The sequence below is a fragment of the Streptomyces sp. NPDC050528 genome, assembly GCF_044457795.1.
In the GTDB taxonomy this organism is placed as follows: domain Bacteria; phylum Actinomycetota; class Actinomycetes; order Streptomycetales; family Streptomycetaceae; genus Streptomyces.
On record NZ_JBITHH010000004.1, the window covers coordinates 439316 to 464532 of the forward strand.

The window sequence follows — 25217 nt, forward strand, 5'->3', positions numbered from 1 at the left end:
TCCGATATCGGTCCACGGATGAGGGAGAACGGATGAGGGAGAGTCGGATGGCGGAGAACGAGACCAGCGGCCGGTTGGCGGACGAGTTCTTCACTCCCGGGACCCCGTCCTTCAGCGAGTTCCTGGCGACGCACCGGCCCACGCTGCTGCCCACCCGCAGCCCCTTACCGGCCGGTGTCCGCGCCGCCGACGGCCAAGTCCCGCACGGCACCACGGTGTTGGCCCTCTCCTACCGCGACGGCGTACTCATCGCCGGCGACCGCAGGGCCACCATGGGCAACGTCATCGCACAGCGCGACCTGGAGAAGGTGCACCCCGCGGACGACTACACCGCGGTCGCCTTCGCCGGCACGGTCGGGCTCGCCGTCGACATGGTGAAGCTGTACCAGGTCGAGCTCACGCACTTCGAGAAGATCGAGGGCATCCCGATGACCCTCAACGCGAAGGCCACCCGCCTCGCCGCCCTGATCCGGCAGAACCTCGACCAGGCCATGCAGGGCCTCGCCGTCGTACCCCTTCTCGTCGGTTACGACCCGGCGGCCCCCGAGGGCGCCAAGGGCCGTATCTTCACCTTCGACGTCGTCGGTGGCACCTACGAGAAGCCGGACTTCCACGCCGAGGGCTCCGGCTCCCCGTACGCCAGGGGCGCCCTCAAGAAGCTGTTCCACCAGGGCATGTCCCGGCGCGACGCGGCACTGGCAGCGCTGCAGGCCCTCTATGACGCGGCCGACGACGACTCGGCCACCGGCGGGCCCGACATCAACCGCCGTATCTTCCCCATCGTGTCGGTCATCACCGAGGACGGCTTCGAACGGCTCCCGGAGCCGGAGACCGAGGCGCTGGCCCGCGAGATGGTCGAGCAGCGCCGGAGCCGTCCGGACGGGCCGACCGCCGCGCCCTGAACGACCCTGGCCCACGGCCGCGGAGAGGGCGGGCGGTAGCGTCGGGGCCGTACCGTCGCGGAAAGGGAAACGCGTTGACCAGTGCCGTAGCCGATAAGCCGTCCCCTGTCTGGTCGCATCCGGCGCTGGGGCTGCACGCCTTCGTCGATGCCGCCGGAGGGGTCCGGCTGGGGGCGGCCGGTCAGGACTGGGACCGCCTGGTGCCGCTCGTCGAGGTCACCGCCACGGGGCACGGGCGCAACTGGTCGGGGGAGCGTTTCATCGAGACGGTGATCGGTGACCGGCTGGCCTACCGCGACCACGAAACCGCGCGGGAGGGGAACCGGGAGCGTACGACGATCCGGCTGGCGGACCCGGTGACCGGGCTGGCCGCCGAAGTCACCCTGGAGGCGAGTGCCGGCGCGGGCTTCCTGCGCTCGCGGGTGCGGCTCGTCAACGAGGGTGTGGAACCAGTCCGGTTGGAGAGCGTGACGACCCTGACCCTCGGCGGGATCTGTGATGCCGACGGTGGTCTCGACGGGCTGACCCTGCACTGGGCCGACAACGACTGGCTCGCCGAATGCCGTTGGAGCCAGGCCCAACTCCGCGACCAGGTCGTGCCGTTGAACCGGTCCGCCCACGGACACGAGGGGCGCGGCTGCTTCGAGCGCTCCTCACAAGGGAGTTGGTCCACCGGACGCCACCTTCCCGTCGCCGCCGTCACCGACCGGGACGGTGGTGCGTGGCTGTGGCAGATCGAGTCCAGCGCGGGCTGGCGCTTCGAGACCGGTGAACGTGAAGGCGCGGCCTACGTCGCCCTGTTCGGGCCCGACGACGCCCATCACCAATGGCATCAACTCCTGTTGCCCGGTGAGGAGTTCCATACCGTTCCCGCCGTTCTCGTCCGTGCGGAGACCGGCGGTCTGGACGCGGCCTTCGGGACCCTCACGGACTATCGCCGGAGCATCCGCAGGCCCCACCCCGATCACCGCACCCTCCCGGTGATCTACAACGACTACATGAACACCCTGATGGGCGACCCCACCACCGAACGGCTCCTCCCGCTCATCGAGGCGGCGGCGCGTGCCGGTGCGGAGGTGTTCGTCATCGACGCGGGCTGGTACGACGACGACGCGCAGGGCTGGTGGGACGCCGTCGGCGCGTGGGAGCCCGCGCCCAACCGTTTCCCGGGCGGCATCCAGGAAGTCCTGGACGCGATCACGAAGCACGGCATGACCCCGGGCCTGTGGCTGGAGCCCGAAGTCGTGGGCGTACGCAGCCCGTTGGCGCAGACACTGCCGCCCGAGGCGTTCTTCCGGCGCGGCGGTCTGCGCGTCACGGAACACGGCCGGCACCACCTGGACCTGCGCCACCCGGCCGCCCGCGCCCATCTCGACGAGGTCGTGGACCGGCTGGTGGGGGAGTGGGGCGTCGGCTATCTGAAGCTCGACTACAACGTCAACATCGGGCCGGGGACGGAGAACGGGACCGAGAGCGCGGGCGCCGGACTGCTCGGGCACCACCGCGCCCACCTCGACTGGATGCATGGACTCCTCGACCGCCATCCCCAACTCGTCCTGGAGAACTGCGGATCGGGCGGTCTGCGCATGGACTACGCCCAACTGGCCGTCGCCCAGCTCCAGTCCACCAGCGACCAACAGGACCCCCTGCGCTACCCGCCCATCGCCGCCTCGGCCGCCACCGCCGTGGCGCCGGAGCAGGCCGCGGTGTGGGCGTACCCCCAGCCGAACCAGAGTCTCGACGAGATCGCCTTCACCCTCACCGGCCCGCTCCTCGGCCGTATCCATCTCTCCGGGTTCCTCAACCGCATGAACGACGAGCAGTTCGACCTCGTCCGCTCGGCGATCTCCGTCTACCGGGAGGTCCGGGCGGAGATCGGCGTGGCGCGGCCGTTCTGGCCGTTGGGGCTGCCCGGGTGGGAGGACGGGTGGATCGCCCAGGGGCTGCGTGGGGAGGACGCCACGTATGTGGCGCTCTGGAGGCGGGAGTCGGGCGACACCGAGTGCACCTTCACCGTCCCGCACCTGCTCGGGGCGCGCGTGCGGCCCACGGTGCTGTACCCGACCACCGCCGATGCCGATGTGCGATGGGACGCGGCCGAGGGGCGGTTGACGGTTTCGCTGCCTCGGGCCGGCACCGCTGTGCTGGCACGCTTGATCCACAGCTGATCGCCCTGCGTCAGTCCCTGCGCATATTCCGTCAGGAATGCGCCTTCATCTGGCAATGCCGGGCTGGAGGTGTTTCGTCCGGGTCCCGCCCATAGAGTTCTGGACGTCCATGCGCGGCGAGGCCATGGCGGGCACCGGGCGTACCACTTTCGGAGGCGGGACCGATTGTGCAGGTATCCGTGACACGGCAGACCATTGGCCCACCCGTCAGGACGTCGAGTTTCGTCGGCCGGCGTCAGGAGACCGCCGAGGTCAAACGTCTGGTGACCGCCCACCGGCTGGTGAGCCTCACCGGGACGGGCGGTGTCGGCAAGACCAGGCTGGTGCTGCACGCCGTGCCCCGGCTGGCGCGGGCGTTCGCCGACGGGGTGCACCTCGTCCAGCTGGCCGGTGTGCGGGACGCCTCGCTGGTGCCGCTCGCCCTGATCGAGGCGCTCAACATCCGTGACGTGTCGGGTCGTTCGCCCGTGCGGGTCCTCGGCGACCATCTCCAGGGCCGGGAGTCGCTCCTCGTCCTGGACAACTGCGAGCACCTGGCGGACGCGTGCGCACGGCTCGTCGAGACGTTGCTCGCGGAGACCGACGGGGTGCGCGTGCTCGCCACCAGCCGGCATCCCCTGGACGTGCCCGCCCAACACGTCCTGGAACTCCAGCCGTTGGCGACCCCCACGGCGGGCGAGCCGTTGCCTCCCAAGCCCGCGCTGGAGTACCCGGCACTGGCCCTGTTCGCCGACCGGGCCGCCGCCGTCCTCCCCGGGTTCTCCCTCACCGAGGCCAACCAGGACGCCGTGGCCGCCCTGTGCCGCAGGCTGGACGGACTGCCGCTCGCGATCGAACTGGCAGCCGTACGGATGCGCGCACTCGGAGTGCAGCAGTTGCTCGAACGCCTCGACCGGCGTTACCGGTTGCTGGCCGACGGCGCGTACGGAACGGACGGCGAGGACCCCCTGCCCCGGCACCGCACCCTGCGCGCGGCCGTCGACTGGAGCCATGACCTGTGCACCCGGGAGGAGCGGGCGGTGTGGGCACGCGCCTCCGTCTTCGCCGGGAGCTTCGACCTGGGCGCCGCGGAAGAGGTGTGCGCCGAACCCGGCCTGGACCGCGACGAGTTGGTGGACGCCGTCGCCGGTCTGGTCGACAAGTCGCTGCTGGTCCGGGACGGCGACGCCGTGCATGCCCGGTACCGGATGCTGGAGTCGATCCGGCAGTACGGCCTCGACCGGCTCCGCGAGGACGGCGCCCACGCGGAGGAGGCGGCCCGGCGCCGGGCGCGGGACTGGTGCCTGGACTTCGTCGAGGAGTGCGAGGAGCGCTGGTTCGGCCCCGACCAGCCGGAGTTGGTACGACGGCTGCACGCGGAGTCGGACCTGATCCGCTCGACGTTCGAGTTCTGCCTGACCACACCGGGGGAGCTGCGGGCCGGGCTGAAACTCGCCGGGCATCTGTGGTTCTTCTGGTTCGCGACCGGCGCCCTGGTCGAGGGCCGGTACTGGCTGGAGCGCCTGCTCGCCGCCGCACCCGAGCCCACCGTCGCACGCGCCCGCGCCCTGTGGGCCCTCGCCCTGATGCTGCTCAGCCAGGGCAACGCCGTCCGCGCCGCGCCCCTCGTCGAGGAGGCACGCGACCTCGCCCTCCGGCTGGGCGACGAGGCCGAGGTCGCGCACACCTTCTTCGGCCGGGGCGGCGCCTGCCTGATCAGCGGTGACTACGAGCGGGCCAGGGCCGTGTACGAGGACGCGCTCTCCCGGCCGCCGCGCGCGGGCGAGTCGATGAGCCTGGTCGGCTTCAAGTACGTGGAACTGGCCCATGTCCTCGCGATCCAGGGCGAGTTCGACCGTGCCATGGCCCTGTGCGAGGAGTTCCGGCAGATCTGCCTGGCCCACGGCGAACAGTGGATCCACTCCTACCTCCTGCGCATCCTCGCCTTCGCCGAATGGGCCAAGGGCGACCAGGCGGCGGCCGGAGTCCATGCCCGGGAGTGTCTACGGCTCAAGCGGGCGGTCGGCGACGTGTTCGGTACCGGCATGACACTGGAACTCCTCGCCGCCGTCCACGCCCGCGACGGCGAGGGCCGCGCCGCCGCCGTCCTGCTGGGCGCCGTCAAGCGGATCTGGCAGGACGCCCACGTCGCCCTCGACCGCACTCCGTCCCACGGCCCGGTGCGCACCGAGGCCGAGGACGGCGCCCGCGCGCTGCTGGGCGATGCCGCGTTCCAGAACGCCTACCGCGAAGGCCTCGCCCTCACCTCGGACCACGCGGTGGCCTACGCGCTCGGCGAGCGGGAGTCCGCGCCCCGGCCGGTGCTCGACAGCCCGCTCACCCGCCGCGAGAGCGAGGTCGCCGAGCTGATCGCGGAGGGGCTGACCAACCAGCAGATCGCCGACCGGCTGGTCGTCGCGCTGCGCACGGCGGAGGGTCATGTCGAGCGCATCCTCAGCAAGTTGGGCTTCACCTCACGCAGCCAGGTCGCCGTCTGGACCGAGGGACGCCGGGCCACCCGCCCTTGATGCCGTACGGCCGTGACGACGTACCGCCGAGACCACGTACTGCCGCGAACCCACCGAGAAGGAAGGCAGACCAATGGAACACGGAGAACCCAGCACGCCCACCCCGTCCGTCCCACCCGTCAAGCACCACGCCGGCATCCACTCCTCCGACGATGAGTTCCTGGCGGTGGTGGTGCCGTTCCTCAGGGACGGCATTCTCGCCGAGGACGAACCGGACCCGGTGGTCATCACCACCCCGCGCAAACTGGACCTGCTGCGGGACGCGCTCGGCCCGGACGCCGGCCGGGTCGACTTCCGCGACTCCACCTGGTGGTACCGGGGAAGCCCCGCGAACAGCATGGCCACCGCCCTCGACTACTACGTCACGCACGCGAGCCCCGAAGGCCGCCTCCACATGACGGGCGAGCCGGTCTGGGACGGCCGCTCGCCGCGCCAGATCCCCGAGTGGAAGCGGTACGAGGCCCTCGCCACCGAACTCTTCACCGGCGCCCCGCCTGACCTGATGTGCCTCTACGACACCCGCACCGCACCACCGGACGTTGTCGACGCCGCCCGCCACACCCACCCCACGGAACTCAACAGGCAGGGAATCCAGCCCAGTTCGCTCTTCACGGAACCCGCCGTCTACGCGACCCAGGGCCTCGGCCCGCTGCCCGCCCCGCCGCAGGACGCGGTCGGCGTCGGCCTCGCCGGGGACCTGACCGCCGGCCACCGGTTCGCCGCAGACCAGGCACGGGCCCGCGGCATGGCAGCCGACGAGGCGGCCCGCTTCGGGCAGGCCGTGTCCGGTGCCACACGCTACGCGGCCTCCCAAGGCTGCGACCGCGCCCACCTGCGCCTGTGGTCGACCCGGCAGCGCATCATCTGCGAACTCCGCACCCCACGCGGCCGTATCACCGACCCGTTCCTCGGCTTCCGGCCGCCGGGCGCCGAAGCACGGCCGGAGGACGGGCTCTGGCACACCCGGCAGGTCTGCGAGTTCGTGGACATGCGGTCCGGCGACGGGGCTAAGGAGGGGTGGACCATCCGCATGGAGACGGACCTCGTATCGGCAGGTTGACGAACCGGCCCGCGGATTCGGGTAGTTCCCCCCGCGCCTCGAAGGGCACGGCGGACGCATGGTGGAGAGGAGGCCGGGTCTGTTGTCGGCGGACCCGGCTTCGCACCGCACGAACCGAACGCCCCACGGGCCGAAGGGAAACGACCATGCCGAACGACCGTCCACGCGGCCTGCCGACCGTGGGCGAAGGCTGCACCACGATCCTGGGCCCGGGAAAGTCCTCGGTCCGCCAGGCCAGGGAACTCGTCCGCAAACGGCTGTCCGAGTACGGCCTCCAGGACCTGGTGGACATCGCCGAACTGCTGGTCAGCGAACTCGCCACCAACGCCGTCGTACACGCGGGCGGCCGCTACCGGCTCACCCTTTCCCTCGGCATCGGCACCCTGCGCTGCGAGGTCGCGGACGAGCGGCGCCACCTTCCCCGACCGCCACACCGGCAGACCGAGAGCGACGACGACCGCGCCCTCGACCTCGACAGCGAGAACGGCCGCGGACTGTTCCTCGTCGACGCACTCGCCCACCGCTGGGGCAGTCGGCTCGTGGAGGAGGGCAAGGAGGTGTGGTTCGAGCTGCGGCTCGACGCATCGGACAGCGAGGGCGACGCGGTGGAGACGGACGCGCACCTCCCGGCACCGGCTCGGCCACGGCCCCAAGAGTCGTACGCCCGCACCGAGTCGCACCACGAGCGGACGGACCACCACTACAGTCCCGACGGCGACGGCACCGAGGAGGATCTGGGACTGCTCGGCCGCCACCGACCCCGACACCCGCGACCTCGTACGGCGTCCCGGCCGGCCCGCGGTTCGGCGCCGGCGGCTGTTTCCGCCTGAGTACGGCTAGAGGTGGGTGTGCTCCCTCGGCGATTCGGCTCCGTCGGCGACCAGGCGCGTCGGCAGCCACCAGGCCGCCGCGCACAGGCACACCCCGAGCCAGCCGACGGCGAACAGCCAGCCGCCGATGACATCCGTGAACCAGTGCACGCCCAGATACACCCGGGTGAGTCCGACCAGCGCGCCCCAGCAGCCGACGGCCAGGCAGAGCGCGGTTCTCCCGTGCGGGGCGCGCACGGATATCGCGAGGATCACCAGCCCGGCGGTGAGTGCCGCCGTGGTGGTGTGGCCGGAGGGGAAGGACCAACCCGAGGCGTGCGTGGCCCAGTTGCCCAGCGCCGGGCGGGGCCGCGCGACCAGTTCCATCACGCCGTAGCGCAGGCCCTGGCCGGTGGCGAGGCAGGTGGGGGCCAGGGTCGCGGCGAGGAGGCGTTGGCGTGCGGTGCGGCCGGTGAGGAGTCCGGCGAGGACGACGAGCGCGTACGGGATGACGCCCGTGCCGGTCGCGGTCAGGCCGCGGGCCACCGCCAGGGCCATGTCCGGGCGGTGCGCGACGGACCAGGACAGCGCGTCCTCGTCCCCGAACAGCGGGGCGCCCTCGTGCCCGATCACGACCATGCTCAGCACGCCGAACGCGGTCCAGGCGCCGAGGCCGACGCTGCCCGCCAGTTCGGAGATGTCCTTGCGGTTCATGACACCAGCAGGGGTCGCAGCCGGGTGGCCGTGATCCGCCGGGCCAGGGAGTCCGGCCATCGTCTCAGCAGGACCATCGCGCCGAGTGCCAGGAGCGCGCCGACCGCCACGCCCGCCACGACGTCGTGCGGATAGTGGACCCCGACCCACACCCGGGAGAGGGCCATCGCGAGCGCGGCCACAGCGGCGACCGCACCGAGGCGGCGGGAGACGAAGAACAGGGCGACCGCAGCCGCCGCGGCGATCGTCGCGTGGTTGCTGGGGAAGGACCAGTCGCCCGGCGCCGGACACGCCTCCAGCGTCGTCACCCGCAGACTCCGGCAGGGCCGGCTCTCCCGCACCGCCGACTTGAGCAGCGTGTCGATGCCGTACGCGGCGACCACGACCACCGGCACGGCCAGCGCCGTCACCGCCGCCTCGGCACCGACCCGGCGCGCCCGCCACCAGCCCACGACCATCAGCACGGCGAACACCGCGAGCCCGTACGTCGACCACGCCGAGACCGTGCCGTCCAGCCAACCGGGCGCGTGCTGCGCGGAGTCGACCACATCCGTGTAGGCCTCGCCGTCGATCGACGACCCCTGGAACGCGACCAGGATCATCCGCGCACCTCCCCGGCCTTCGCCGCACGGGACGCCTTGCGGGAGCGGTACACCTCGGCGGCGAGGGGCAGCAACGACACGACCACGATCACGGCGACCATGGGCAACAGGTACTTGTCGACGTTCGGGATCGAGGAACCCAGCGCGTACCCGGCGAGCGTCAGCCCCAGGCTCCACACCAGTCCACCGACGACCTGCCACACGGTGAACGTCCGTACGGGCACGCCGAGTGCGCCCGCCATGGGGTTCAGAACCGTCCGCACCACGGGCACGAACCGGGCCAGGACGATCGCCTTCGCGTGGCCGTACCGCTCCAGCAACTCCTCGGCCCGCCGGGCGCCCTCGTGCAGGTGGGCCGACTGACTGCGGGCGAGCAGCGCACCGCCCGCCTTCCGCCCGAGCAGATACCCACACTGCGCTCCGGCCAGCGCGCCCACCGCCGCCGCGACCAGCAGGGGCGGCAACGACAGCTTCACGGCTCGGTCGGCGCCGCCGGTGCACAGCAGACCCGCTGTGAACAGCAGGGAGTCGCCGGGCAGGAAGAACCCGATCAGCAGGCCCGTCTCGGCGAACATCACCACGCCGACCCCCAGCACCCCGAAGGCGGCCAGCAGCGACTTGGCGTCCAGCACGTTCACGGCGAGCTGGGACGCCAGGTCCAAGGGTGTGGTCATCGTCGTGAGCCCCTTCGCCGAACGGTCGGGCGTCTCGTACGACACCCATCTTTGACTACAAATCTGTAGACGGTCTACTCAACTGTAGACGAAAACCGTGAGGGGAAAGTTCCGCACTTTTGCCCGGCCGTTGCCACTTCATGACTGATCGACTACACGCATGTAGTCATGATGGTCCGCGAAGTAAGGCATGCCTGCACTAACCCAGGAGGGGTCGCACCCAATGTGGGACGACGCGTTTCCGAGCTTTCTGATCGGGTTGCGGGAGGGGTTGGAGGCGGGACTCATCGTCTCGATCCTGATCGCCACCCTCGTCCGCGCCGACGCCAAGTCCCGGCTGCCACAGGTGTGGACGGGCGTGTTGGCCGCGATCGCCCTCGCGCTGAGTTTCGGCGCCGTCCTCACCTTCACCGCGGCGAACCTCTCCGCCACGGCCCAGGAAGCCTTCGGCGGCGTCCTCAGCGTGATCGCCGTCGCGTTCGTCACCGCCATGGTGTTCTGGATGCGCCGCTCGGCCCGCACCTTCTCCGGCGAGATCCGGGACAAGGTGACCGGCGCGCTCGGCATGGGTGCGGGCGTGCTGATGCTCACCTCGTTCCTCGCGGTGGGCCGCGAGGGCCTGGAGACGGCCCTGTTCCTGTGGACCACGGCTCGCGCGGCCGGTGAATCCGCGGGCCCCCTGACCGGCGCCGGCATCGGACTCGTCCTCGCGGCGGCCCTGTGCTGGGGCCTGTACCGCCGCGTCCTCCGGATCAACCTCACGAAGTTCTTCACCGCCACCGGCGCCGTCCTCATCGTGATCGCGGCCGGCGTCCTCGGCTACGGACTGCGCGACCTCCAGGAGGGCGGCATCCTCCCCGGCCAGACCGCCTACGCCTTCGACCTCAGTGGCAGCGTCGACGCGGGCTCCTGGTACAGCACCCTCATCCAGGGCGTCTTCAACCTGATGCCCACGATGACCTGGCTCCAAGTGGTGGGCTACGTCGGCTACTTGGCGGTGGTGATGCCGCTGTTCGTGCGCGGCGTGAAGGCGAAAACGCCCGAACCCACGCCTGCACACACCGAGTTGAGCGAGCCCACCCCGTCGTCGCCGCGCCACCGACCCGTCTGGGTCGTGCCGGTCGCCGTGGTGGCCGTACCCGCGGTCGTCGCCGGTCTCGTCGTCGCCTTCTCCCGCCCCAAGCCCGCGAGTTCGGAGACCGTGGCCGTCTCCGAGACGGAGTGCGGCAAGGGTTTCACCGCGCCCGACACCGGCCGGCAGACCTTCCAGATGCACAACACCGGCGACAAGACCGCCGAGGTGTACCTGATCGACCCGGCCACCAACGCGGTCTACGGCGAGGTCGAGGGCCTCGCTCCCGGCACCACCCGGGACCTGGTCGCCACCGTCGCGGGCGGCTCGTACGCCTGGCGCTGCGTGCCCACCGGTGCGAAGGCCGTCACCTCCGCCACGGTCCACGTCAGCGGCGGGGGAGGAGCGGTGAAGGCGGTCGTCCCCGTCTCCGAGAACGACCTCGCCGCACCCCTCAAGGCCTACAAGGTGTACGTCGACCAGGGCCTGGCCACGCTCGAAACCCAGACCCGGCAACTCGGCGCCGACATCGCGGGCAACCACCTCGCCAAGGCACGCACCGACTGGTTGACCGCACACCGCACGTACTCCTCCCTCGGCGCGGCCTACGGCACGTTCGAGGACTTCGACCAGAAGATCAACGGCCGGGCCGACGGGCTGGCCGGGGGAGTCGAGAACAAGGACTTCGCGGGTTTCCACCGCATCGAGTACGGGCTCTGGCACGGGCAGTCGGCGGGCGAGTTGAAGGCGCCCGCGCAGCAACTCGCCGCCGCTGTCGTGGGGTTGCGCAAGGCGTTCCCCACCCAGGACTTCGACCCCGGTGACCTGCCGCTGCGGGCCCACGAAATCCTGGAGAACGCCCTGCAGTTCGAGCTGACCGGCGACACCGACGAGGGCAGCGGCACCAACCTCGCGACCGTCGACAGCAACCTCGCGGGCACACGCGAGCTGCTCACCGTACTCAAGCCGCTGCTCACCAAAGAGTCCCCGAAGCTGCTTCCGGGCGTCGACGCCGACATCGCCCGACTGCAGAAGCTGCTCGACTCGGCGCACCAGGGCGGGAGTTGGACGCCGGTCGAGCAATTGAACGGTACGGCGAAGGCCCAACTCGACGGGGCCACCGGGCAGTTGCTGGAGGACCTGGCACCGGTGCCGGACCTGCTGGAGATCAGGAAGTCGGCCTGATGAGTACCGAGAACACACCTGGCTCCGAGAACGTGCGCAATGAAGGGACCCGTCCGATGCCGTCCGCCGAAACCCCTCGCTGTCCGGCTGGAGCCGGTCGTCGTTCCTTCGTTCGGACGGCGCTCGGTGCCGGGGCCGCCGGCGCGGTGCTGGCGGGTGGGGCGTTCGCGCTTGCCGAGACCGGTGGGAGTGCGGAGGCCCAGGCCGCCGACACGGTCAACGGCGCCAAGGTGCCCTTCCACGGCGCCCATCAGGCCGGCATCCTCACCTCCGCCCCGGCCGCCGCGACCTTCGTCTCCCTGGACGTGATCGCCGACAACCGGGCCGAACTGGCCGACCTGCTGCGGACGATCACCGAACGGGCCCGGTTCCTCACCTCCGGCGGTACCCCCGCCGACCTCGGTGTCGGTGCGCCGCCCGCCGACAACGGCATCCTCGGGCCGGACGTCCCCGCCGACGCGCTCACGGTCACCGTCGGGGTGGGCGCGTCCCTCTTCGACGACCGTTACGGACTCGCGAAGGCCAAACCGAGCCGGCTGACCCCGATGAAGACGTTCCCCAACGACAACCTGCGCGCGGCCGAGTGCCACGGCGATCTGTCGCTCCAGGTGTGCGGCGCGCGCCAGGACACGGTGCTGCACGCGCTGCGCGACATCGCCCGGCACACGCGCGGCGGCATGCAGATCAAGTGGCGTATCGACGGCTTCCAGAACACCCCGCGCCCCACCGGCGCCCAGCGCAACCTGCTCGGCTTCAAGGACGGCATAGCCAACCCGGACGTGAAGTCCACCCGCGAGACCGACCGGCTGATCTGGGTCGGCGACGGACAGGGCGAACCGGCTTGGGCGAGCGGCGGCAGCTACCAGGTGATCCGGATCATCCGCATGCTCGTCGAGTTCTGGGACCGGGTCTCGCTCAGCGAACAGGAGCTGATGTTCGGCCGCCGCAAGGACACCGGCGCCCCGCTGGACGGCGCCAAGGAGACGGACGTCCCGCACTACGCCAAGGACCCCAAGGGCACGGCGATCCCGCTCGACGCCCATATCCGCTTGGCCAACCCGCGCACCGCCGCCACCGACACCTCACGCATCCTGCGCCGCGGCTACAACTACGACCGGGGCATCGACGCCGTCGGCAACCTCGACATGGGCCTCGTCTTCTGCTGCTACCAGCAGGACGTGCGACGGCAGTTCGAAGCGACCCAGACGAGGCTGATCGACGAGCCGCTCGTCGACTACATCTCCCCGACCGGCGGCGGCTACTTCTACGCGCTGCCAGGTGTGAAGGACGCCAAGGACTGGCTCGGCAGGGGTTTGATGGCGACCTGACCTGGGATTTTCCCTCCCATTGGGCAAGACCTGCCGTGGTCTTTGCCGACCGTTACTGCGAATGGGTTGCAGGTACGGGAGGATGGCACGAGGTTGCTCGCGGCAACCGCACAGCCATGCTCACACCCGTACCTGTACCCGGCAGAAAGGCCCTCTTCGATGACGGCCGCCCCTGAATCCACCTCGACCCTCCCTGTCACGGCCGCGGCTTCGCGGCCTTCGCTCTGGTACCGCGTCCGTACGTCGATGACGCGGCAGGAGTGGACGCGGGTCGGCGGGATGGCCGCGTTCGTGCTGGGGCTGCACGTGATCGGCTGGTTCACGCTGGTGTGGATCGTGGCGCCGGGGCACTACAGCGTCGGCGAGAAGTCCTTCGGCGTCGGCATGGGCGTGACCGCGTACACGCTCGGCATGCGGCACGCGTTCGACGCGGACCACATCGCGGCGATCGACAACACGACCCGCAAGCTGATGAGCGAGGGCCGGCGACCGCTGTCGGTGGGCTTCTGGTTCTCGCTCGGCCACTCCAGCATCGTCTTCGGCCTGACCCTCCTGCTCTCCCTCGGTGTGAAGGCGCTGGCCAACCCGGTCCGCGACGACAACTCCCAACTCCACGACGTCACCGGCCTGATCGGTACGACGGTCTCGGGCACGTTCCTCTACGTCATCGCCGGCATCAACCTCGTCATCATGGCCGGCATCTGGAAGGTCTTCCGCCAGATGCGCTCCGGGCACTACGACGAGGCCGCGCTGGAGGAGCAGTTGAACAACCGCGGTTTCATGAACCGCATCCTCGGCCGCTTCATGAAGTCGATCACCAAGTCCTGGCAGATGTACCCGCTGGGCCTGCTCTTCGGCCTCGGCTTCGACACGGCGACGGAGATCGCGCTGCTGGTCCTCGCCGGTTCGGGCGCCGCGTCCGGCCTGCCCTGGTACGCGATCCTGTGCCTGCCGATCCTGTTCGCCGCCGGTATGTCGCTGCTCGACACGATCGACGGCACGTTCATGAACTTCGCCTACGGCTGGGCCTTCTCCAAGCCGGTCCGCAAGGTCTACTACAACCTCACGATCACCGGCCTGTCCGTCGCCGTCGCCCTGATCATCGGCACGGTCGAACTCCTGGGCCTGTTCGCCGAGAAGCTCGACCTGCACGGTTTCTTCTGGGACTGGATCGCGGGCCTCGACCTCAACGTCATCGGCTTCCTCATCGTCGGCCTGTTCTTCGCGACCTGGGTGGTGGCCCTACTGGTGTGGAAGTTCGGCCGCATCGAGGAAAAGTGGACGGCGAGCCTGGCTCAACCGGCGCAACAGCCCGCTGAATAGCCGCTGTTGGGCACAGTGACGAACCGGGCCACTCACGTCCGCACCCCCAACTCCTTCCGCCACTTCACGATCTGCTTCTCCGCGTCCCCGGTGTACGACCACGGAGTCGTCGTCGCCCGGCGTCCCATCATCCCCAGCACCGCCGCCGAGATGTCCTTCGTGCCCGCGTAACAGGCCGCGTGGGCAAGGTAGTTGAGGTCGCGGAGTTCGCCGGGCGGAAAGGGTCCGTCCTCGCGGGCCGTGATCCAGCGCTGCCAGGTGCGGCGGACGTCGCTGACGGCGCCGTCGTGGGTCCAGTGCTGGCCGAGGCCCACCGCCGCCTGCCGGCCCTTCGCGGCGTCGAGGGCGAAACGGTACTCCTCGACGCGGGCGTACTGCACGAGGACCGGAAGGGTGCAGCCGGGCGGTGCGACGCCCGCCGCGTCGCGGGCGAAGTCGTACATCAGGCCGTGACTGCCGTGCCAGCGGGACGAGTAGTAGTGGAGGACCTGGAGGTGGCCCTCGACGCTGTAGGGGTCGCGCCGGTGCAACTCGTCCCACCAGCGGGCGAGTTCCTGGCGTCGTACACCTGAGGGGTAGAGGCGGGCCACGGAGATCAGGGAGATCCACGGGGTGGGGTCGTCCGGGTACGCCTCCGCGGCCTGGAGGCAGGCCATGACGGCGGCGTCGATGCGGTTCCGGTCGATCGGCACGCCCCGGCCCGCCGCGATGGCCATGTTGAACGCCCGGGCCGTCTCCGTCGCCGCCCGCAGCGTGAGCGCGTCGGCGCTGTGCGGCTCGGCCGCCAGCCATGACTCGACCGTCGAACTGCTGGCGCAGGCCTGCGCCAGCGTCCGGACCCGGTGGCCCCGGCCGAGCCAGTGCGCGCCGGTGTTGCGCAGCAGGTCCCGCAGGCCCTGCCAGCGGCCGATGACGATGTCGTGGCGGGTCGAACTGAGGGGCGCGTCCCCGCAGTCGGGGTCGAAGTCGGGGGTGAAGCGGTCTCGCGCCATCGGGGTGCCCCTCAGAAGTCGGTCGGGAGACCCTGATGGACCCGGGACTGTTCGGGCACGAAGTCGTCCGGGACGTAGTCCGTCTCGACGGTGTGCGTGGCGTCGAGGCGCGAGGGGCGGTAGTAGTCGCTGCCCTGCTTCCAGTACCAGAGCATCGGGACCAGCCCCACGGCCAGGCCGCCCACGCCGATGGTGATCGCCGCGTTGCTCAGGCTGCTCAGCGACTCGACGAAGATCCAGAACATGAACAGGGCGCCGAACAGCGGCCACAGCCCGCCGAAGAGGAAGTTCGCCGCCGACTTGAAGAGCATCTTGCGGTACGCGACGACCACCGCGAGGCCCGCGAGGCCGTAGTACACGGCGATCTGCAGACCGATCGCCGAGATCGCGTCGGAGAGGATCTCGCCCACCGAACCGAGCGCGTTGGACGCGATGAACATCACCAGCGCCACCCCGCCGACCACGCTGATCGCGACCCAGGGCGTGTTCCAGGTCCGGTGCACCTTGCCGAGTGCGGCCGGCATCGTACGGTCGCGGCCCATCGCGAACAGGGAGCGCGTGACCTGGATGAGGGTGGTCTCCAGGGTGGCGATGGTCGACAGCATCACCGCCACGATGAGCAACTTGCCGCCCCAGCCAGGCCACAGCTCGTCGCCGAGCACCGCCAGCACGTTGGCGTCGTTGTTCTCGATCTGCCGCGAGGTCAGGATGATGTTCACCGCGATGGTGAACACCTCGAAGAGCAGGAAGACGATGCCGACGCCGATCAGGCCCGCGAGTCCGGTCGTACGACGGCTGTTGCGGGTCTCCTCGCTGAGGTTGCTGGTGACGTCCCAGCCCCAGTAGTAGAACGCGGCGATGAGCGCGCCCGACGCGAAGCCGGACACCCCGTCGAAGTGGCTGAAGCCCAGCCAGGACCAGTCGAAGGCACGGGCGTTGTCGCTGTGGACGAGGGCGAACACCGCGAACAGCGCCAGGATCCCCAACTCGATGCCGGACATGAGGAGTTGGGCCCGGACCGTGAGCCGGGCCCCGCCGAGCACCACGAGCAGCATGATCACGAACCACGCGGCACCGACCACCGTCGACAACGCCGTGTTGTCCGCGAGGCCTTGGTCGAAGAGGGACAGTGTCATCGACCCGGCGGGCAGTGACCCGGCGACCATGAAGATGGTCGCGGAGACCACCAGGGCCCAGCCGCTGATGAAGCCGAGAAAGGGGTGCAGGGTGCGGCCCACCCAGGAGTAACTCGCCCCCGCGTTCACGTCGATACGGCCGAGATAGCTGAACGCCAGCGCGATCCCCAGCATCGGTATCGCGCAGTACAGGAGCGCCGCCGGACTGGCCAGCCCCACCGCGCCGACCAGGACCGCGGTGGTCGCCGCGATCGAGTACGCCGGGGCGCTGCCCGCCACGGCCATCACCACGGTGTCGAACGTACCGAGGGCATTGGCCTGCAGCCCTCTGCCCCTGTTGTTGCTCATGGATGCGCTGCTTTCCGTCTTGCACGACGTGGGGGGTTGCGCGAACCGGCGCCGGACCCGGAGAGGGATGGCCTCGGGTCAGTGGCCGGTCGGAACAACAAAAAGGGAAGGGTGGATACCCGTTGAACCGCTGCGTCGGCGGACGGTCACACCGTGTGTGGGTGTGATGATAGCCGTACCTCTTGACCTTTCAAGATTGACCAGCCAGTAATCTCCTGTGAACGGTCAGTCGCCGAGTCGGTCGATCTGCCGCAGTTTGTTCGTCGCGTCGAGGGCGGCGACCTTGTAAGACTCGGCGAGCGTCGGGTAGTTGAAGACCGCGTCGACGAGATAGTCGACCGTGCCGCCGCAGCCCATCACCGACTGGCCGATGTGAATGAGTTCCGTCGCGCCGGTGCCGAAGCAGTGCACGCCGAGCAGGCTGCGGTCCGTGGGGGAGACCAGCAGCTTGAGCATGCCGTGCGAGTCGCCGATGATCTGGCCGCGCGCGAGTTCGCGGTAGCGGGAGATCCCGACCTCGAACGGCACGCACTCCTCGGTGAGTTGGTCCTCCGTCTTCCCGATGAAACTGATCTCCGGGATGGTGTAGATGCCGATGGGCTGCCGGTCGTCGATCCGGTGCACGGGCTCACCGCAAGCGTGGTACGCGGCCGTACGGCCCTGTTCCATCGATGTCGCCGCGAGGGCCGGGAAGCCGATGACGTCGCCGACGGCGTAGATGTGCGGCACGGCGGTGCGGAAGTTCTCGTCGACGTCGATCCGGCCGCGCCGGTCGGCGGACAACCCGGCCTTGTCCAGGTCGAGTTCGTCGGTCAGACCCTGCCGCCCCGCGGAGTACATCACGGCGTCGGCCGGTATCTTCTTGCCGCTCTCCAGCACGGTCAGCGTGCCGTTGGCGTGCCGCTCGACGGCGGCCACGGTCTCCCCGAAGCGGAAGGTGACGGCGAGGTCCCGCAGGTGGTACTTGAGCGACTCGATGACCTCCAGGTCACAGAAGTCGAGCATCCCGGCGCGCTTCTCCACCACGGTGATCTTGCTGCCGAGCGCCGCGAACATCGAGGCGTACTCCATGCCGATCACGCCCGCGCCGACGATGACCATGGACCGCGGGACCTTGGGCAGGTCCAGCACGTTGTCCGAGTCCATGATGGTCCGCCCGTCGAACTCGACGGTGTCCGGCCGCGCGGGACGCGTACCGGTGGCGATGATGATGTTCTCGGCGGTCAACAGCCGTTCGTGGCCGGTGATTTCGGTCAGCGCGACGGTGTGCGGGTCGACGAAGCGGCCCGTGCCGGCGAACAGGGAGACCTGGTTGCGGGACAACTGGTTGCGGATGACGTCCACTTCACGACTGACCACGTGCTGCGTGCGCGCGGTGAGGTCGCCGACGGTGATGTCGTCCTTCAGGCGATAGCTCTGCCCGTACAGATCGCGCTGGGTGAGACCGGTGAGATAGAGCACCGCCTCGCGCAGCGTCTTGGAGGGGATGGTCCCGGTGTGGATGGAGACCCCACCGACCATGTCGGGGCGGTCGACGACGGCGACCCGGCGGCCCAGCTTGGCCGCGGCGATGGCGGCCTTCTGGCCGCCCGGTCCTGAACCGATGACAAGCATGTCGAAGTCGGGCACCTCCGGAGTCTGTCAGCCGGAGCGCCCTCTCCGAAAGGGTGAACGGGTAACCAGGTGTCGACAAGACGCCCGGGGCCTGTCCTAAGGGAGCAGTTTGTCCAGCGCCGCCGCCCCCTCCGCGGCGATCTTCCGCCGGGCCCACTCCAGATTCTCCGGGGTCACGTCCCGCCCGGCCGCCAGCACCACGTCCTCCGGGGACACCTCGGTACCGGTGCGGGTGTGCAGCAGGTCGTCCGGGGTGGCCCGGTCCTCGGGCGGGACGGACGCGTCGGACTCTGATGTCGACATGAGGCCTCCTCCTCGGGACCGGCCCCGTCAGGACCGGCCGGCTCACCGGCATCGTACGAGTGCCGTGGGTCCCACTCCCACGATTCCCCGCCCGGCCCTTCCCTGCATCCGGAAGAGTGGCCGATCGAGAACCTGAACCTAAGCTGGAACCGGCCCGCGCGGGCCCGAACCAGGGAGGCTGCCGCGATGGTCGAGACCCCGCCCCACCAGGACACCCCCACCGGACCCGGATATCTGCCCATCGCCGAGCACGGACTGATCGGCGATCTGCGCAGTGTGGCACTGGTGGGGACCAACGGCACGATCGACTGGTACTGCTGCCCGTCCTTCGACGCCCCCAGCGTCTTCGCCGCGATCCTGGACGCGGAACGCGGCGGCTCCTTCGAGCTCGCCGCCTCCGTCCCCGCGCGCACCAAGCAGTTCTACTTCCCCGACACCAACGTCCTGATCACCCGCTTCTTCACCGAGGACGGCGTCGGCGAGGTCCAGGACTTCATGCCGGTGACCGGCGAGTCGGACGCGTCCGCCCGGCACCGGCTGATCCGGCGCGTGGTGTGCGTCCGCGGCTCGGTCCCGTTCCGGACCCGGGTCGCCCCGAGGTTCGACTACGGCGCCTCGCCGCACACCGCGCGGATGGTCGGCGACGTGGCGCTCTTCGAGTCCGCCGAGAAGTCCCTCGCGCTGACCGCCACCGTCCCCCTGGAGTGCGACGAGGTCGACGTGTGGGCCGACTTCAAGCTCGACGAGGGCGAGTCCGAGGTGTTCGCCCTCGACCAGGTAGACGGCGAGGTGGCCTCCCGGCCCTGCGCCCGGCAGGAGGCCGAGGACGAGTTCGCCTCGACGGTCGACTACTGGCGGCGCTGGCTCTCCCAGTCCCGCTACCGGGGCCGCTGGCGCGAGATGGTGCACCGCTCCGCCCTCACCCTCAAGCTGCTGACCTACGCCCCGACCGGCGCGATCGTCGCCGCCCCCACCACCAGCCTCCCCGAACAGCTCGGCGGCGAGCGCAACTGGGACTACCGCTACGTCTGGATCCGCGACGCCGCCTTCTGCGTCTACGCGCTCCTGCGCCTCGGCTTCACCGGCGAGGCGAAGGCGTTCATGCAGTTCGTGACCCGCTACATCAGCCCCGGCGACGGCAACCCGTCCGGCCCGCTCCAGATCATGTACGGCATCGACGGCCGCACCGAACTCACCGAACACGAACTCCCGCACCTCGAAGGCCACCAGAAGTCCGCCCCGGTCCGCGTCGGGAACGCGGCCGCAGATCAGCTCCAACTCGACATCTACGGCGCCCTGATCGACTCCATCTACCTCTACGACAAGTGGGCCGAGCCCATCTCCAGCGCCCAGTGGGACGACGTGTGCGCCTTGGTCGAGTGGGTCTGCGAGAACTGGGACCAGCCCGACGAGGGCGTCTGGGAGACGCGGGGCGGCCGCAAGAACTTCCTCTACTCACGGCTGATGTGCTGGGTCGCGATCGAACGCGCGATCCGCCTCGCCAACCGCCGCGGGCTGCCCGCGAACCTGCCGTACTGGGGCCAGTGCCGCGACACCATCTACCGCCGCATCATGGACCGCGGCTGGTCCGCCAAACGTCAGGCCTTCGTCCAGTACGAGGGCAGCGACGTCCTCGACGCCGCCCTGCTGATGATGCCACTGGCGAAGTTCATCGCCCCCACCGACCCCAAGTGGCTGTCCACACTGGACGCGTTGACCGAGGAACTCGTCTCCGACTCCCTCGTCTACCGCTACAACCCGCAGGCCAGTCCCGACGGTCTGCGCGGCGACGAGGGCACGTTCTCGATCTGCTCCTTCTGGTACGTCGAGGCCATGGTCCGCGCCGGCCGCGTCGACGAGGCCCGCCTCGCCTTCGAGAAGATGCTCACCTACGCCAACCACCTCGGCCTGTACGCCGAGGAGATCGGCCGCACCGGCGAGCAACAGGGCAACTTCCCGCAGGCGTTCACCCATCTCGCCCTGATCAGCGCCGCGTTCAACCTGGACAAGGCCCTGGGCTGATCCCGTCTGTGTCGCGCAACAAACGTCACTGAGGTGTCACAGCCCTCCGTGACGCCACAACCACCGCGTCATGTCTCGTGTCGAACCCGGTGACCGCAACACAATTGATCCACGGGGGAACACATCATGACGAACGTGTCACGCAAGAAGGTCTCCGCCGCCGTCGCGTCCGCGACCTTCCTGCTCCTGGCCGGCGCCGGCATCGTCGCCGCACCGGCCAGCTACGCGGGCGTCCCCGGCGGCACCAGCGCCGTCGACCGCAACAGCGACTTCAACGGGGACGGCTACGACGACGTCCTGATCGGCGCCCCGGAGGGCACCGTCGACGGCAAGCAGGGCGCCGGTTACGTCACCGTCCAGTACGGCGCCCCGAACGGCATCGCCACCAACAACACCGTCCCCAAGGGCAGGACGGCCGTCATCAGCCAGTCCACGCCCGGCGTCCCCGGCACCTCGGAGACCTACGACTCCTTCGGCCAGGCCATCGCCACCGGCGACGTGAACGGCGACGGCTACGACGACGCGCTCATCGGCGCCCCCGGCGAGGACGAGGGCAACCTTGAGAACGCCGGCCGGGTCACCGTCCTGTTCGGCTCCAAGGCCGGCCTGGGCGCCGAGGCGAACACCTCCTTCACCTCCGCCAAGCCCACCGCGGGCGCCCGCTTCGGCCAGTCCGTGACGGCGGCCCGCTTCACCGGCGCCACCGACGCCGACGAGATGGCCGTCCTCGACGACAACGGCGCCCAGCTCTTCGCCTACCACACCGACATCCTGCACTTGATGGGCACGCTGAACACGACCACGGCCCCCGGCGGCCACCGCATCCAGCCCGCCTACCTCACCACCGGCGACTACGACCGCAACGGCTTCGCCGACCTGGTCATCTCCGGCTACAGCCCCGACGACGACTACCAGCAGGGCTGGTCGGCCCTCTACGCGGGCGGCGAGACGGAGTTGACGTACCGTCAGGACCTGAACGGCGGCCTCGGCACCGCCTCCGGCGACATCAACCGCGACGGCTACGACGACCTGGTGGTCGGCCAGCTCAGCAGCGCCGATGACAAGGCCGAGGGCGACGACGGCGGCAAGATCGCCGTCTACTACGGCAGTTCGGAGGGCACGACCGGTCCCGCGGACTGGTGGTCGCAGAACTCCCCGGGCGTACCCGGCACTTCGGAGCACGGCGACGCCTGGGGCAACGACCTCTCCGTCGGTGACGTCAATGGCGACGGTTACGCGGACATCGCCGTCGGCGCGCCCGGCGAGGACATCGGCACGGTCCAGGACGCGGGCGCGGTATGGCTGTTGCGCGGTTCGAGCAACGGCGTGACCGCGACCGGCGCCCAGTCCTTCGACCAGAACACGGCGAACATCCCCGGCACCGCCGAGGCCGACGACGCCTGGGGCACCCAGGTCCGCCTCGCCGACACGGACGCCGACGGCCGCTCCGAACTGGTCGCCTCCGCCCCGGGCGAGAACACCGGTGACGGCTATGTCTGGTTGCTCCCGGCCGGCCCCAACGGCCTCCTGGCGGAAGGCTCTTCGCTCTACAGCGCGGCGGACCTCGGCGGCGCGGCGAAGGGCGCGCACTTCGGGGCGGCGATCGACGAGTAGGCCTTCGACGACTCAGGGGAAGCAGTGTGGCAGCGCCCGTACCGGCTCGGCAGCCGGTACGGGCGCTGCCCGTGAACCGGGGTGATCACAGCGCCTGTTCGGCCCAGATCACCTTGCCCGCCGGGGTGTACCGGGTGCCCCAGCGTTCGGAGAGCTGGGCCACCAGGAACAGGCCCCGGCCGCCCTCGTCCGTCATCGCCGCGTACCGCAGATGCGGGGACGTGGTGCTGCCGTCGTAGACCTCGCAGATCAGGGTGCGGTCGCGCAACAGGCGTACGCGGACGGGGTCGTTGCCGTAGCGGATCGCGTTGGTGACCAGTTCGCTGAGGATGAGTTCGGTGGTGAACGTCAGCTCGTCCAGGCCCCAGTGGGTGAGTTGGCGGGTGACCGAGGCGCGCATGTCGGAGACGGCCGCCGGGTCGGACGGGACGCGCCATTCGGCGATGCGGTCGGCGCCGAGGGCGCGGGTGCGGGCGACGATCAGGGCGATGTCGTCGCTCGGGCGTACCGACAACTCCGAGTCCAGGACGGCCCGGCAGGTGTCCTCGGGGGAGTCGCCGGAGTCGGTGAGCGCGGTGCGCAGCATCTCCAGGCCGACGTCGATGTCCCGTTCGCGGTCCTCGACCAGGCCGTCCGTGTAGAGGACCAGCCGGCTGCCCTCGGCCAGCTCCAACTCGGCCGTCTCGAAAGGGAGTCCGCCCAGGCCGAGCGGGGGACCGGCCGGGACGTCCGGGAACTCGACGGTGCCGTCCGGGCGGATCAGCGCCGGTGGCGGATGGCCGGCGCGGGCGACCGTGCAGCGCAGGGTCACCGGGTCGTAGATCGCGTACAGGCAGGTCGCTCCGGTGACCGGGGCGACGCTGTCCTCGGTCGTCTCGTCCTGGTCGATGCGGCCCACCAACTCGTCCAGGAGGCCCAGGAGTTCGTCCGGGGGAAGGTCCAGCGCGGAGAAGTTGTGGACCGCCGTGCGCAGTCGGCCCATCGTGGCCGCCGCGTGCAGACCGTGTCCCACGACATCGCCCACGACCAGGGCGACCCGGGCGCCGGACAACGGCAGGACGTCGAACCAGTCGCCGCCGACCCCGGCCTTCGCCGGCAGATAGCGGTAGGCGACGTCGAGCGCGGTCTGCTCGGGCAGCCGACGGGGCAGCAGGCTGCGCTGGAGGGTCACCGCCATGCCGTGTTCGCGGGTGTAGCGGCGGGAGTTGTCTATGGACACGGCGGCGCGGGCGACCAGTTCCTCGGCGAGGGCCAGCTCCTCCTCGTCGAAGGGCTCGGGCTTGTCGGCGCGCCAGAAGTTGACCACGCCGAGGATGAGGGCCCCGGCCCGCAGCGGCACCGTGATCAGCGAGTGGATGCCGTACTCGACGACCTGCGCGGTGCGTTCGGGGTCCTGGGTGAGCCAGCCGGGGGCGTCGCTCAGCCGGGGTTCGATGACGGCCTCGCCGGTGTCGAGGCTCCGCGCCTGCGGAGAGGACGCGATGAACTGGATCTGCTTGCCGACCGGGTAGAGCGGGGCGTCGTCCCGGACCCCGCTGGAGGCCGTGCGGCGCAGGTCGGTGCCGGGCTGCGGTTCCTCGCCGCTCAGTACGGCGTCGTAGAGGTCGACCGTGACGAAGTCCGCGAAGCGGGGGACGGCCAGTTCGGCGAGTTCCTCGGCGGTGCGGGTGACGTCCAGGCTGGTGCCGATGCCCACTCCGGCGTCGTAGAGCATGTTGAGGCGTTCGCGGGCGACCTCGGCGCGGCCGGAGAGGGCGCGGAGTTCGGTGGAGTCCCTGAGCGTGGTGACGCTGCCGGCCGGGCCGCCCTTGAGGTCGGTGGGGCGCTGGTTGACGGCGAGCAGCCGGTCGCCGACCCGGTGCACCTCGTCCGTCGCGACCCGCGCGGAGGCCAGCAGCGCGGTCATGTCGGCATCGAGCCCGAGGTCGAGGACCAGGCGCCCCTCGGCGTTCTCGGGCAGGTCGAGCAGCTGGCGCGCCTCGTCGTTGGCGAGCAGCAGGCGGCCCTCGCCGCCAACGATGATCACGCCCTCCCGTACGGCGTGCAGCACCGCGTCGTGGTGCTCGTACATCCGGGTCATCTCGTGCGGGCCCAGGCCATGGGTCTGGTGCTGGAGGCGTCTGGTGACCAGGGCCGTGCCCCCGAGGGCGAGGATGAGTGCCGCACCGGCGGCGGTCAGCAGGAGCGGCAGCTGCTGGTCGGCGGCGCCGCCGACGTTCGCCTTCGTCACCCCGGCCGACACCAGGCCCACGACCTTGCCGCCGGCACCCCGGACCGGGACCACGGCCTGCACCAGCGGTCCGATGGTGCCGGTGAGCTCCTCGGTGACGACGTGCCCGGCGAGCGCGGGGGCGATGTCGCCGACGAACTTCTTGCCGATGCGGTCCGGTTTGGGGTGGGTGTAGCGGATGCCCTCGGTGTTCATCACGACGATGAAGTCGACCTTGGACGTCTTCCGCGCGGCCTCGGCGCTCGGCTGGAGGATCGCCGTGGGGTCGGAGCTGCGCAGGGCCGCGACCGTGCCCGGCGCGTTGGCGAAGGTCTCGGCGACGGCCACCGACCGGTTGCGGGCCTCCTGCGTGCTGTCGTGCCGGACCTGGAGGACCTGCGCCACCACGGCCGCCACGACCAGCAGCAGCACGATCACCACCTGCAGCATGAACACCTGCCCGGCGACGCTACGACCGCCCAGCCGCACGCGCCGGTGTTCGGGCGCCCGGCGGGCACGGTCGTACGGGCGCTGCGCGCGCAGACCGTCGGAGCGGTGGGTCGACCGGGCCTCGGGCCGACCCGTCAGGCGGACCATGTGCCCATGTCTACACTGCCCGACCTCAGGAGGCGAGG

At 70.4% G+C, this 25217-nt stretch carries 18 protein-coding genes; 10 read left to right on the forward strand and 8 right to left on the reverse strand.

Translation table 11 applies throughout. The annotated features are described in order from the left end of the window. Nucleotides 1–47 precede the first annotated feature (47 nt). The 5 genes from prcB (at nt 48) to ACIBK4_RS16975 (ending at nt 7467) form a co-directional block, all read left to right on the forward strand. Nucleotides 48–902: a proteasome subunit beta gene (prcB, locus tag ACIBK4_RS16955; RefSeq protein WP_398995515.1), complete on the forward strand. Its 855-nt coding sequence runs from the start codon at nt 48–50 to the stop codon at nt 900–902. A 74-nt stretch (nt 903–976) separates the two neighbouring features. Continuing rightward, nucleotides 977–3070, forward strand: coding sequence for an alpha-galactosidase (locus ACIBK4_RS16960; protein WP_398995516.1), 2094 nt, complete (start codon nt 977–979; stop codon nt 3068–3070). 179 nt (nt 3071–3249) lie between these two features. Then, entirely contained in the window at nt 3250–5577 is a 2328-nt protein-coding gene (locus tag ACIBK4_RS16965; protein ID WP_398995517.1) for an ATP-binding protein, read from the forward strand. A 73-nt stretch (nt 5578–5650) separates the two neighbouring features. After that, nucleotides 5651–6637 carry an anti-sigma factor RsbA family regulatory protein gene (locus ACIBK4_RS16970; RefSeq protein WP_398995518.1) on the forward strand — a complete coding sequence of 329 codons (987 nt, stop codon included), beginning with the start codon at nt 5651–5653 and terminating at the stop codon, nt 6635–6637. A gap of 146 nt (nt 6638–6783) precedes the next feature. Next, on the forward strand, nt 6784–7467 hold the full coding sequence (locus ACIBK4_RS16975; protein WP_398995519.1) for an ATP-binding protein: 684 nt from the start codon (nt 6784–6786) through the stop codon (nt 7465–7467). Nucleotides 7468–7473: 6 nt separating this feature from the next. Here the strand turns inward: ACIBK4_RS16975 and ACIBK4_RS16980 are convergent, their stop codons facing one another. From ACIBK4_RS16980 to ACIBK4_RS16990, 3 genes are read right to left on the reverse strand one after another with little or no spacing between them, the layout of a single operon-like run. Then, nucleotides 7474–8160, reverse strand: a complete 687-nt coding sequence (locus ACIBK4_RS16980) for a phosphatase PAP2 family protein (RefSeq protein WP_398995520.1) — start codon at nt 8158–8160, stop codon at nt 7474–7476. Next, nucleotides 8157–8762, reverse strand: coding sequence for a phosphatase PAP2 family protein (locus ACIBK4_RS16985; protein WP_398995521.1), 606 nt, complete (start codon nt 8760–8762; stop codon nt 8157–8159). Before ACIBK4_RS16985 ends, ACIBK4_RS16980 begins: the two co-directional genes overlap by 4 nt. Further along, complete coding sequence (locus ACIBK4_RS16990; protein ID WP_398995522.1) at nt 8759–9436, reverse strand: DedA family protein; 678 nt, start codon at nt 9434–9436, stop codon at nt 8759–8761. The genes ACIBK4_RS16985 and ACIBK4_RS16990 overlap by 4 nt, the downstream gene beginning before the upstream one ends. Nucleotides 9437–9659: 223 nt before the next feature. Between ACIBK4_RS16990 and efeU the strand changes: the two genes are divergently transcribed. The 3 genes from efeU (at nt 9660) to ACIBK4_RS17005 (ending at nt 14344) form a co-directional block, all read left to right on the forward strand. After that, nucleotides 9660–11693, forward strand: coding sequence for an iron uptake transporter permease EfeU (gene efeU / locus ACIBK4_RS16995; protein ID WP_398995523.1), 2034 nt, complete (start codon nt 9660–9662; stop codon nt 11691–11693). A gap of 56 nt (nt 11694–11749) precedes the next feature. Beyond that, complete coding sequence (efeB, locus tag ACIBK4_RS17000; protein WP_398995524.1) at nt 11750–13021, forward strand: iron uptake transporter deferrochelatase/peroxidase subunit; 1272 nt, start codon at nt 11750–11752, stop codon at nt 13019–13021. Nucleotides 13022–13180: 159 nt separating this feature from the next. Further along, entirely contained in the window at nt 13181–14344 is a 1164-nt protein-coding gene (locus ACIBK4_RS17005; protein WP_398995525.1) for a HoxN/HupN/NixA family nickel/cobalt transporter, read from the forward strand. Nucleotides 14345–14376: 32 nt separating this feature from the next. Here the strand turns inward: ACIBK4_RS17005 and ACIBK4_RS17010 are convergent, their stop codons facing one another. The 4 genes from ACIBK4_RS17010 to ACIBK4_RS17025 all read right to left on the reverse strand — a co-directional run bounded on the left by ACIBK4_RS17010 (nt 14377) and on the right by ACIBK4_RS17025 (nt 18737). Next, nucleotides 14377–15336: a hypothetical protein gene (locus tag ACIBK4_RS17010; RefSeq protein ID WP_398995526.1), complete on the reverse strand. Its 960-nt coding sequence runs from the start codon at nt 15334–15336 to the stop codon at nt 14377–14379. Nucleotides 15337–15347: 11 nt separating this feature from the next. Beyond that, a complete protein-coding gene (locus ACIBK4_RS17015) occupies nt 15348–16820 on the reverse strand; it encodes an APC family permease (protein ID WP_398995527.1) in 1473 nt (490 codons plus the stop codon). A gap of 225 nt (nt 16821–17045) precedes the next feature. After that, the gene (gene sthA, locus ACIBK4_RS17020; protein WP_398995528.1) at nt 17046–18449 is read right to left on the reverse strand and encodes a Si-specific NAD(P)(+) transhydrogenase; all 1404 of its coding nucleotides are present in this window, start codon (nt 18447–18449) and stop codon (nt 17046–17048) included. Between the two features lie 81 nt (nt 18450–18530). Next, nucleotides 18531–18737 carry a hypothetical protein gene (locus ACIBK4_RS17025; RefSeq protein WP_398995529.1) on the reverse strand — a complete coding sequence of 69 codons (207 nt, stop codon included), beginning with the start codon at nt 18735–18737 and terminating at the stop codon, nt 18531–18533. 186 nt (nt 18738–18923) lie between these two features. On the opposite strand from ACIBK4_RS17025, the gene ACIBK4_RS17030 reads away from it, so the two are divergent. Together ACIBK4_RS17030 and ACIBK4_RS17035 are read left to right on the forward strand one after the other, a co-directional pair. Beyond that, on the forward strand, nt 18924–20759 hold the full coding sequence (locus ACIBK4_RS17030; RefSeq protein WP_398995530.1) for a glycoside hydrolase family 15 protein: 1836 nt from the start codon (nt 18924–18926) through the stop codon (nt 20757–20759). A gap of 126 nt (nt 20760–20885) precedes the next feature. After that, nucleotides 20886–22373: an esterase gene (locus tag ACIBK4_RS17035; RefSeq protein ID WP_398995531.1), complete on the forward strand. Its 1488-nt coding sequence runs from the start codon at nt 20886–20888 to the stop codon at nt 22371–22373. 85 nt (nt 22374–22458) lie between these two features. Here the strand turns inward: ACIBK4_RS17035 and ACIBK4_RS17040 are convergent, their stop codons facing one another. After that, the gene (locus ACIBK4_RS17040) at nt 22459–25179 is read right to left on the reverse strand and encodes a SpoIIE family protein phosphatase (RefSeq protein ID WP_398995532.1); all 2721 of its coding nucleotides are present in this window, start codon (nt 25177–25179) and stop codon (nt 22459–22461) included. Nucleotides 25180–25217: the final 38 nt, after the last annotated feature.

Coding starts and splice junctions, on each gene's coding strand:
- prcB (WP_398995515.1), top strand. CDS start 48: ATGGCGGAGAACGAGACCAGCGGCCGGTTGGCGGACGAGTTCTTCACT.
- ACIBK4_RS16970 (WP_398995518.1), top strand. CDS start 5,651: ATGGAACACGGAGAACCCAGCACGCCCACCCCGTCCGTCCCACCCGTC.
- ACIBK4_RS16975 (WP_398995519.1), top strand. CDS start 6,784: ATGCCGAACGACCGTCCACGCGGCCTGCCGACCGTGGGCGAAGGCTGC.
- ACIBK4_RS16980 (WP_398995520.1), bottom strand. CDS start 8,160: ATGAACCGCAAGGACATCTCCGAACTGGCGGGCAGCGTCGGCCTCGGC.
- ACIBK4_RS16985 (WP_398995521.1), bottom strand. CDS start 8,762: ATGATCCTGGTCGCGTTCCAGGGGTCGTCGATCGACGGCGAGGCCTAC.
- ACIBK4_RS16990 (WP_398995522.1), bottom strand. CDS start 9,436: ATGACCACACCCTTGGACCTGGCGTCCCAGCTCGCCGTGAACGTGCTG.
- efeU (WP_398995523.1), top strand. CDS start 9,660: ATGTGGGACGACGCGTTTCCGAGCTTTCTGATCGGGTTGCGGGAGGGG.
- efeB (WP_398995524.1), top strand. CDS start 11,750: ATGCCGTCCGCCGAAACCCCTCGCTGTCCGGCTGGAGCCGGTCGTCGT.
- ACIBK4_RS17005 (WP_398995525.1), top strand. CDS start 13,181: ATGACGGCCGCCCCTGAATCCACCTCGACCCTCCCTGTCACGGCCGCG.
- ACIBK4_RS17010 (WP_398995526.1), bottom strand. CDS start 15,336: ATGGCGCGAGACCGCTTCACCCCCGACTTCGACCCCGACTGCGGGGAC.
- ACIBK4_RS17015 (WP_398995527.1), bottom strand. CDS start 16,820: ATGAGCAACAACAGGGGCAGAGGGCTGCAGGCCAATGCCCTCGGTACG.
- ACIBK4_RS17025 (WP_398995529.1), bottom strand. CDS start 18,737: ATGTCGACATCAGAGTCCGACGCGTCCGTCCCGCCCGAGGACCGGGCC.
- ACIBK4_RS17030 (WP_398995530.1), top strand. CDS start 18,924: ATGGTCGAGACCCCGCCCCACCAGGACACCCCCACCGGACCCGGATAT.
- ACIBK4_RS17035 (WP_398995531.1), top strand. CDS start 20,886: ATGACGAACGTGTCACGCAAGAAGGTCTCCGCCGCCGTCGCGTCCGCG.
- ACIBK4_RS17040 (WP_398995532.1), bottom strand. CDS start 25,179: ATGGTCCGCCTGACGGGTCGGCCCGAGGCCCGGTCGACCCACCGCTCC.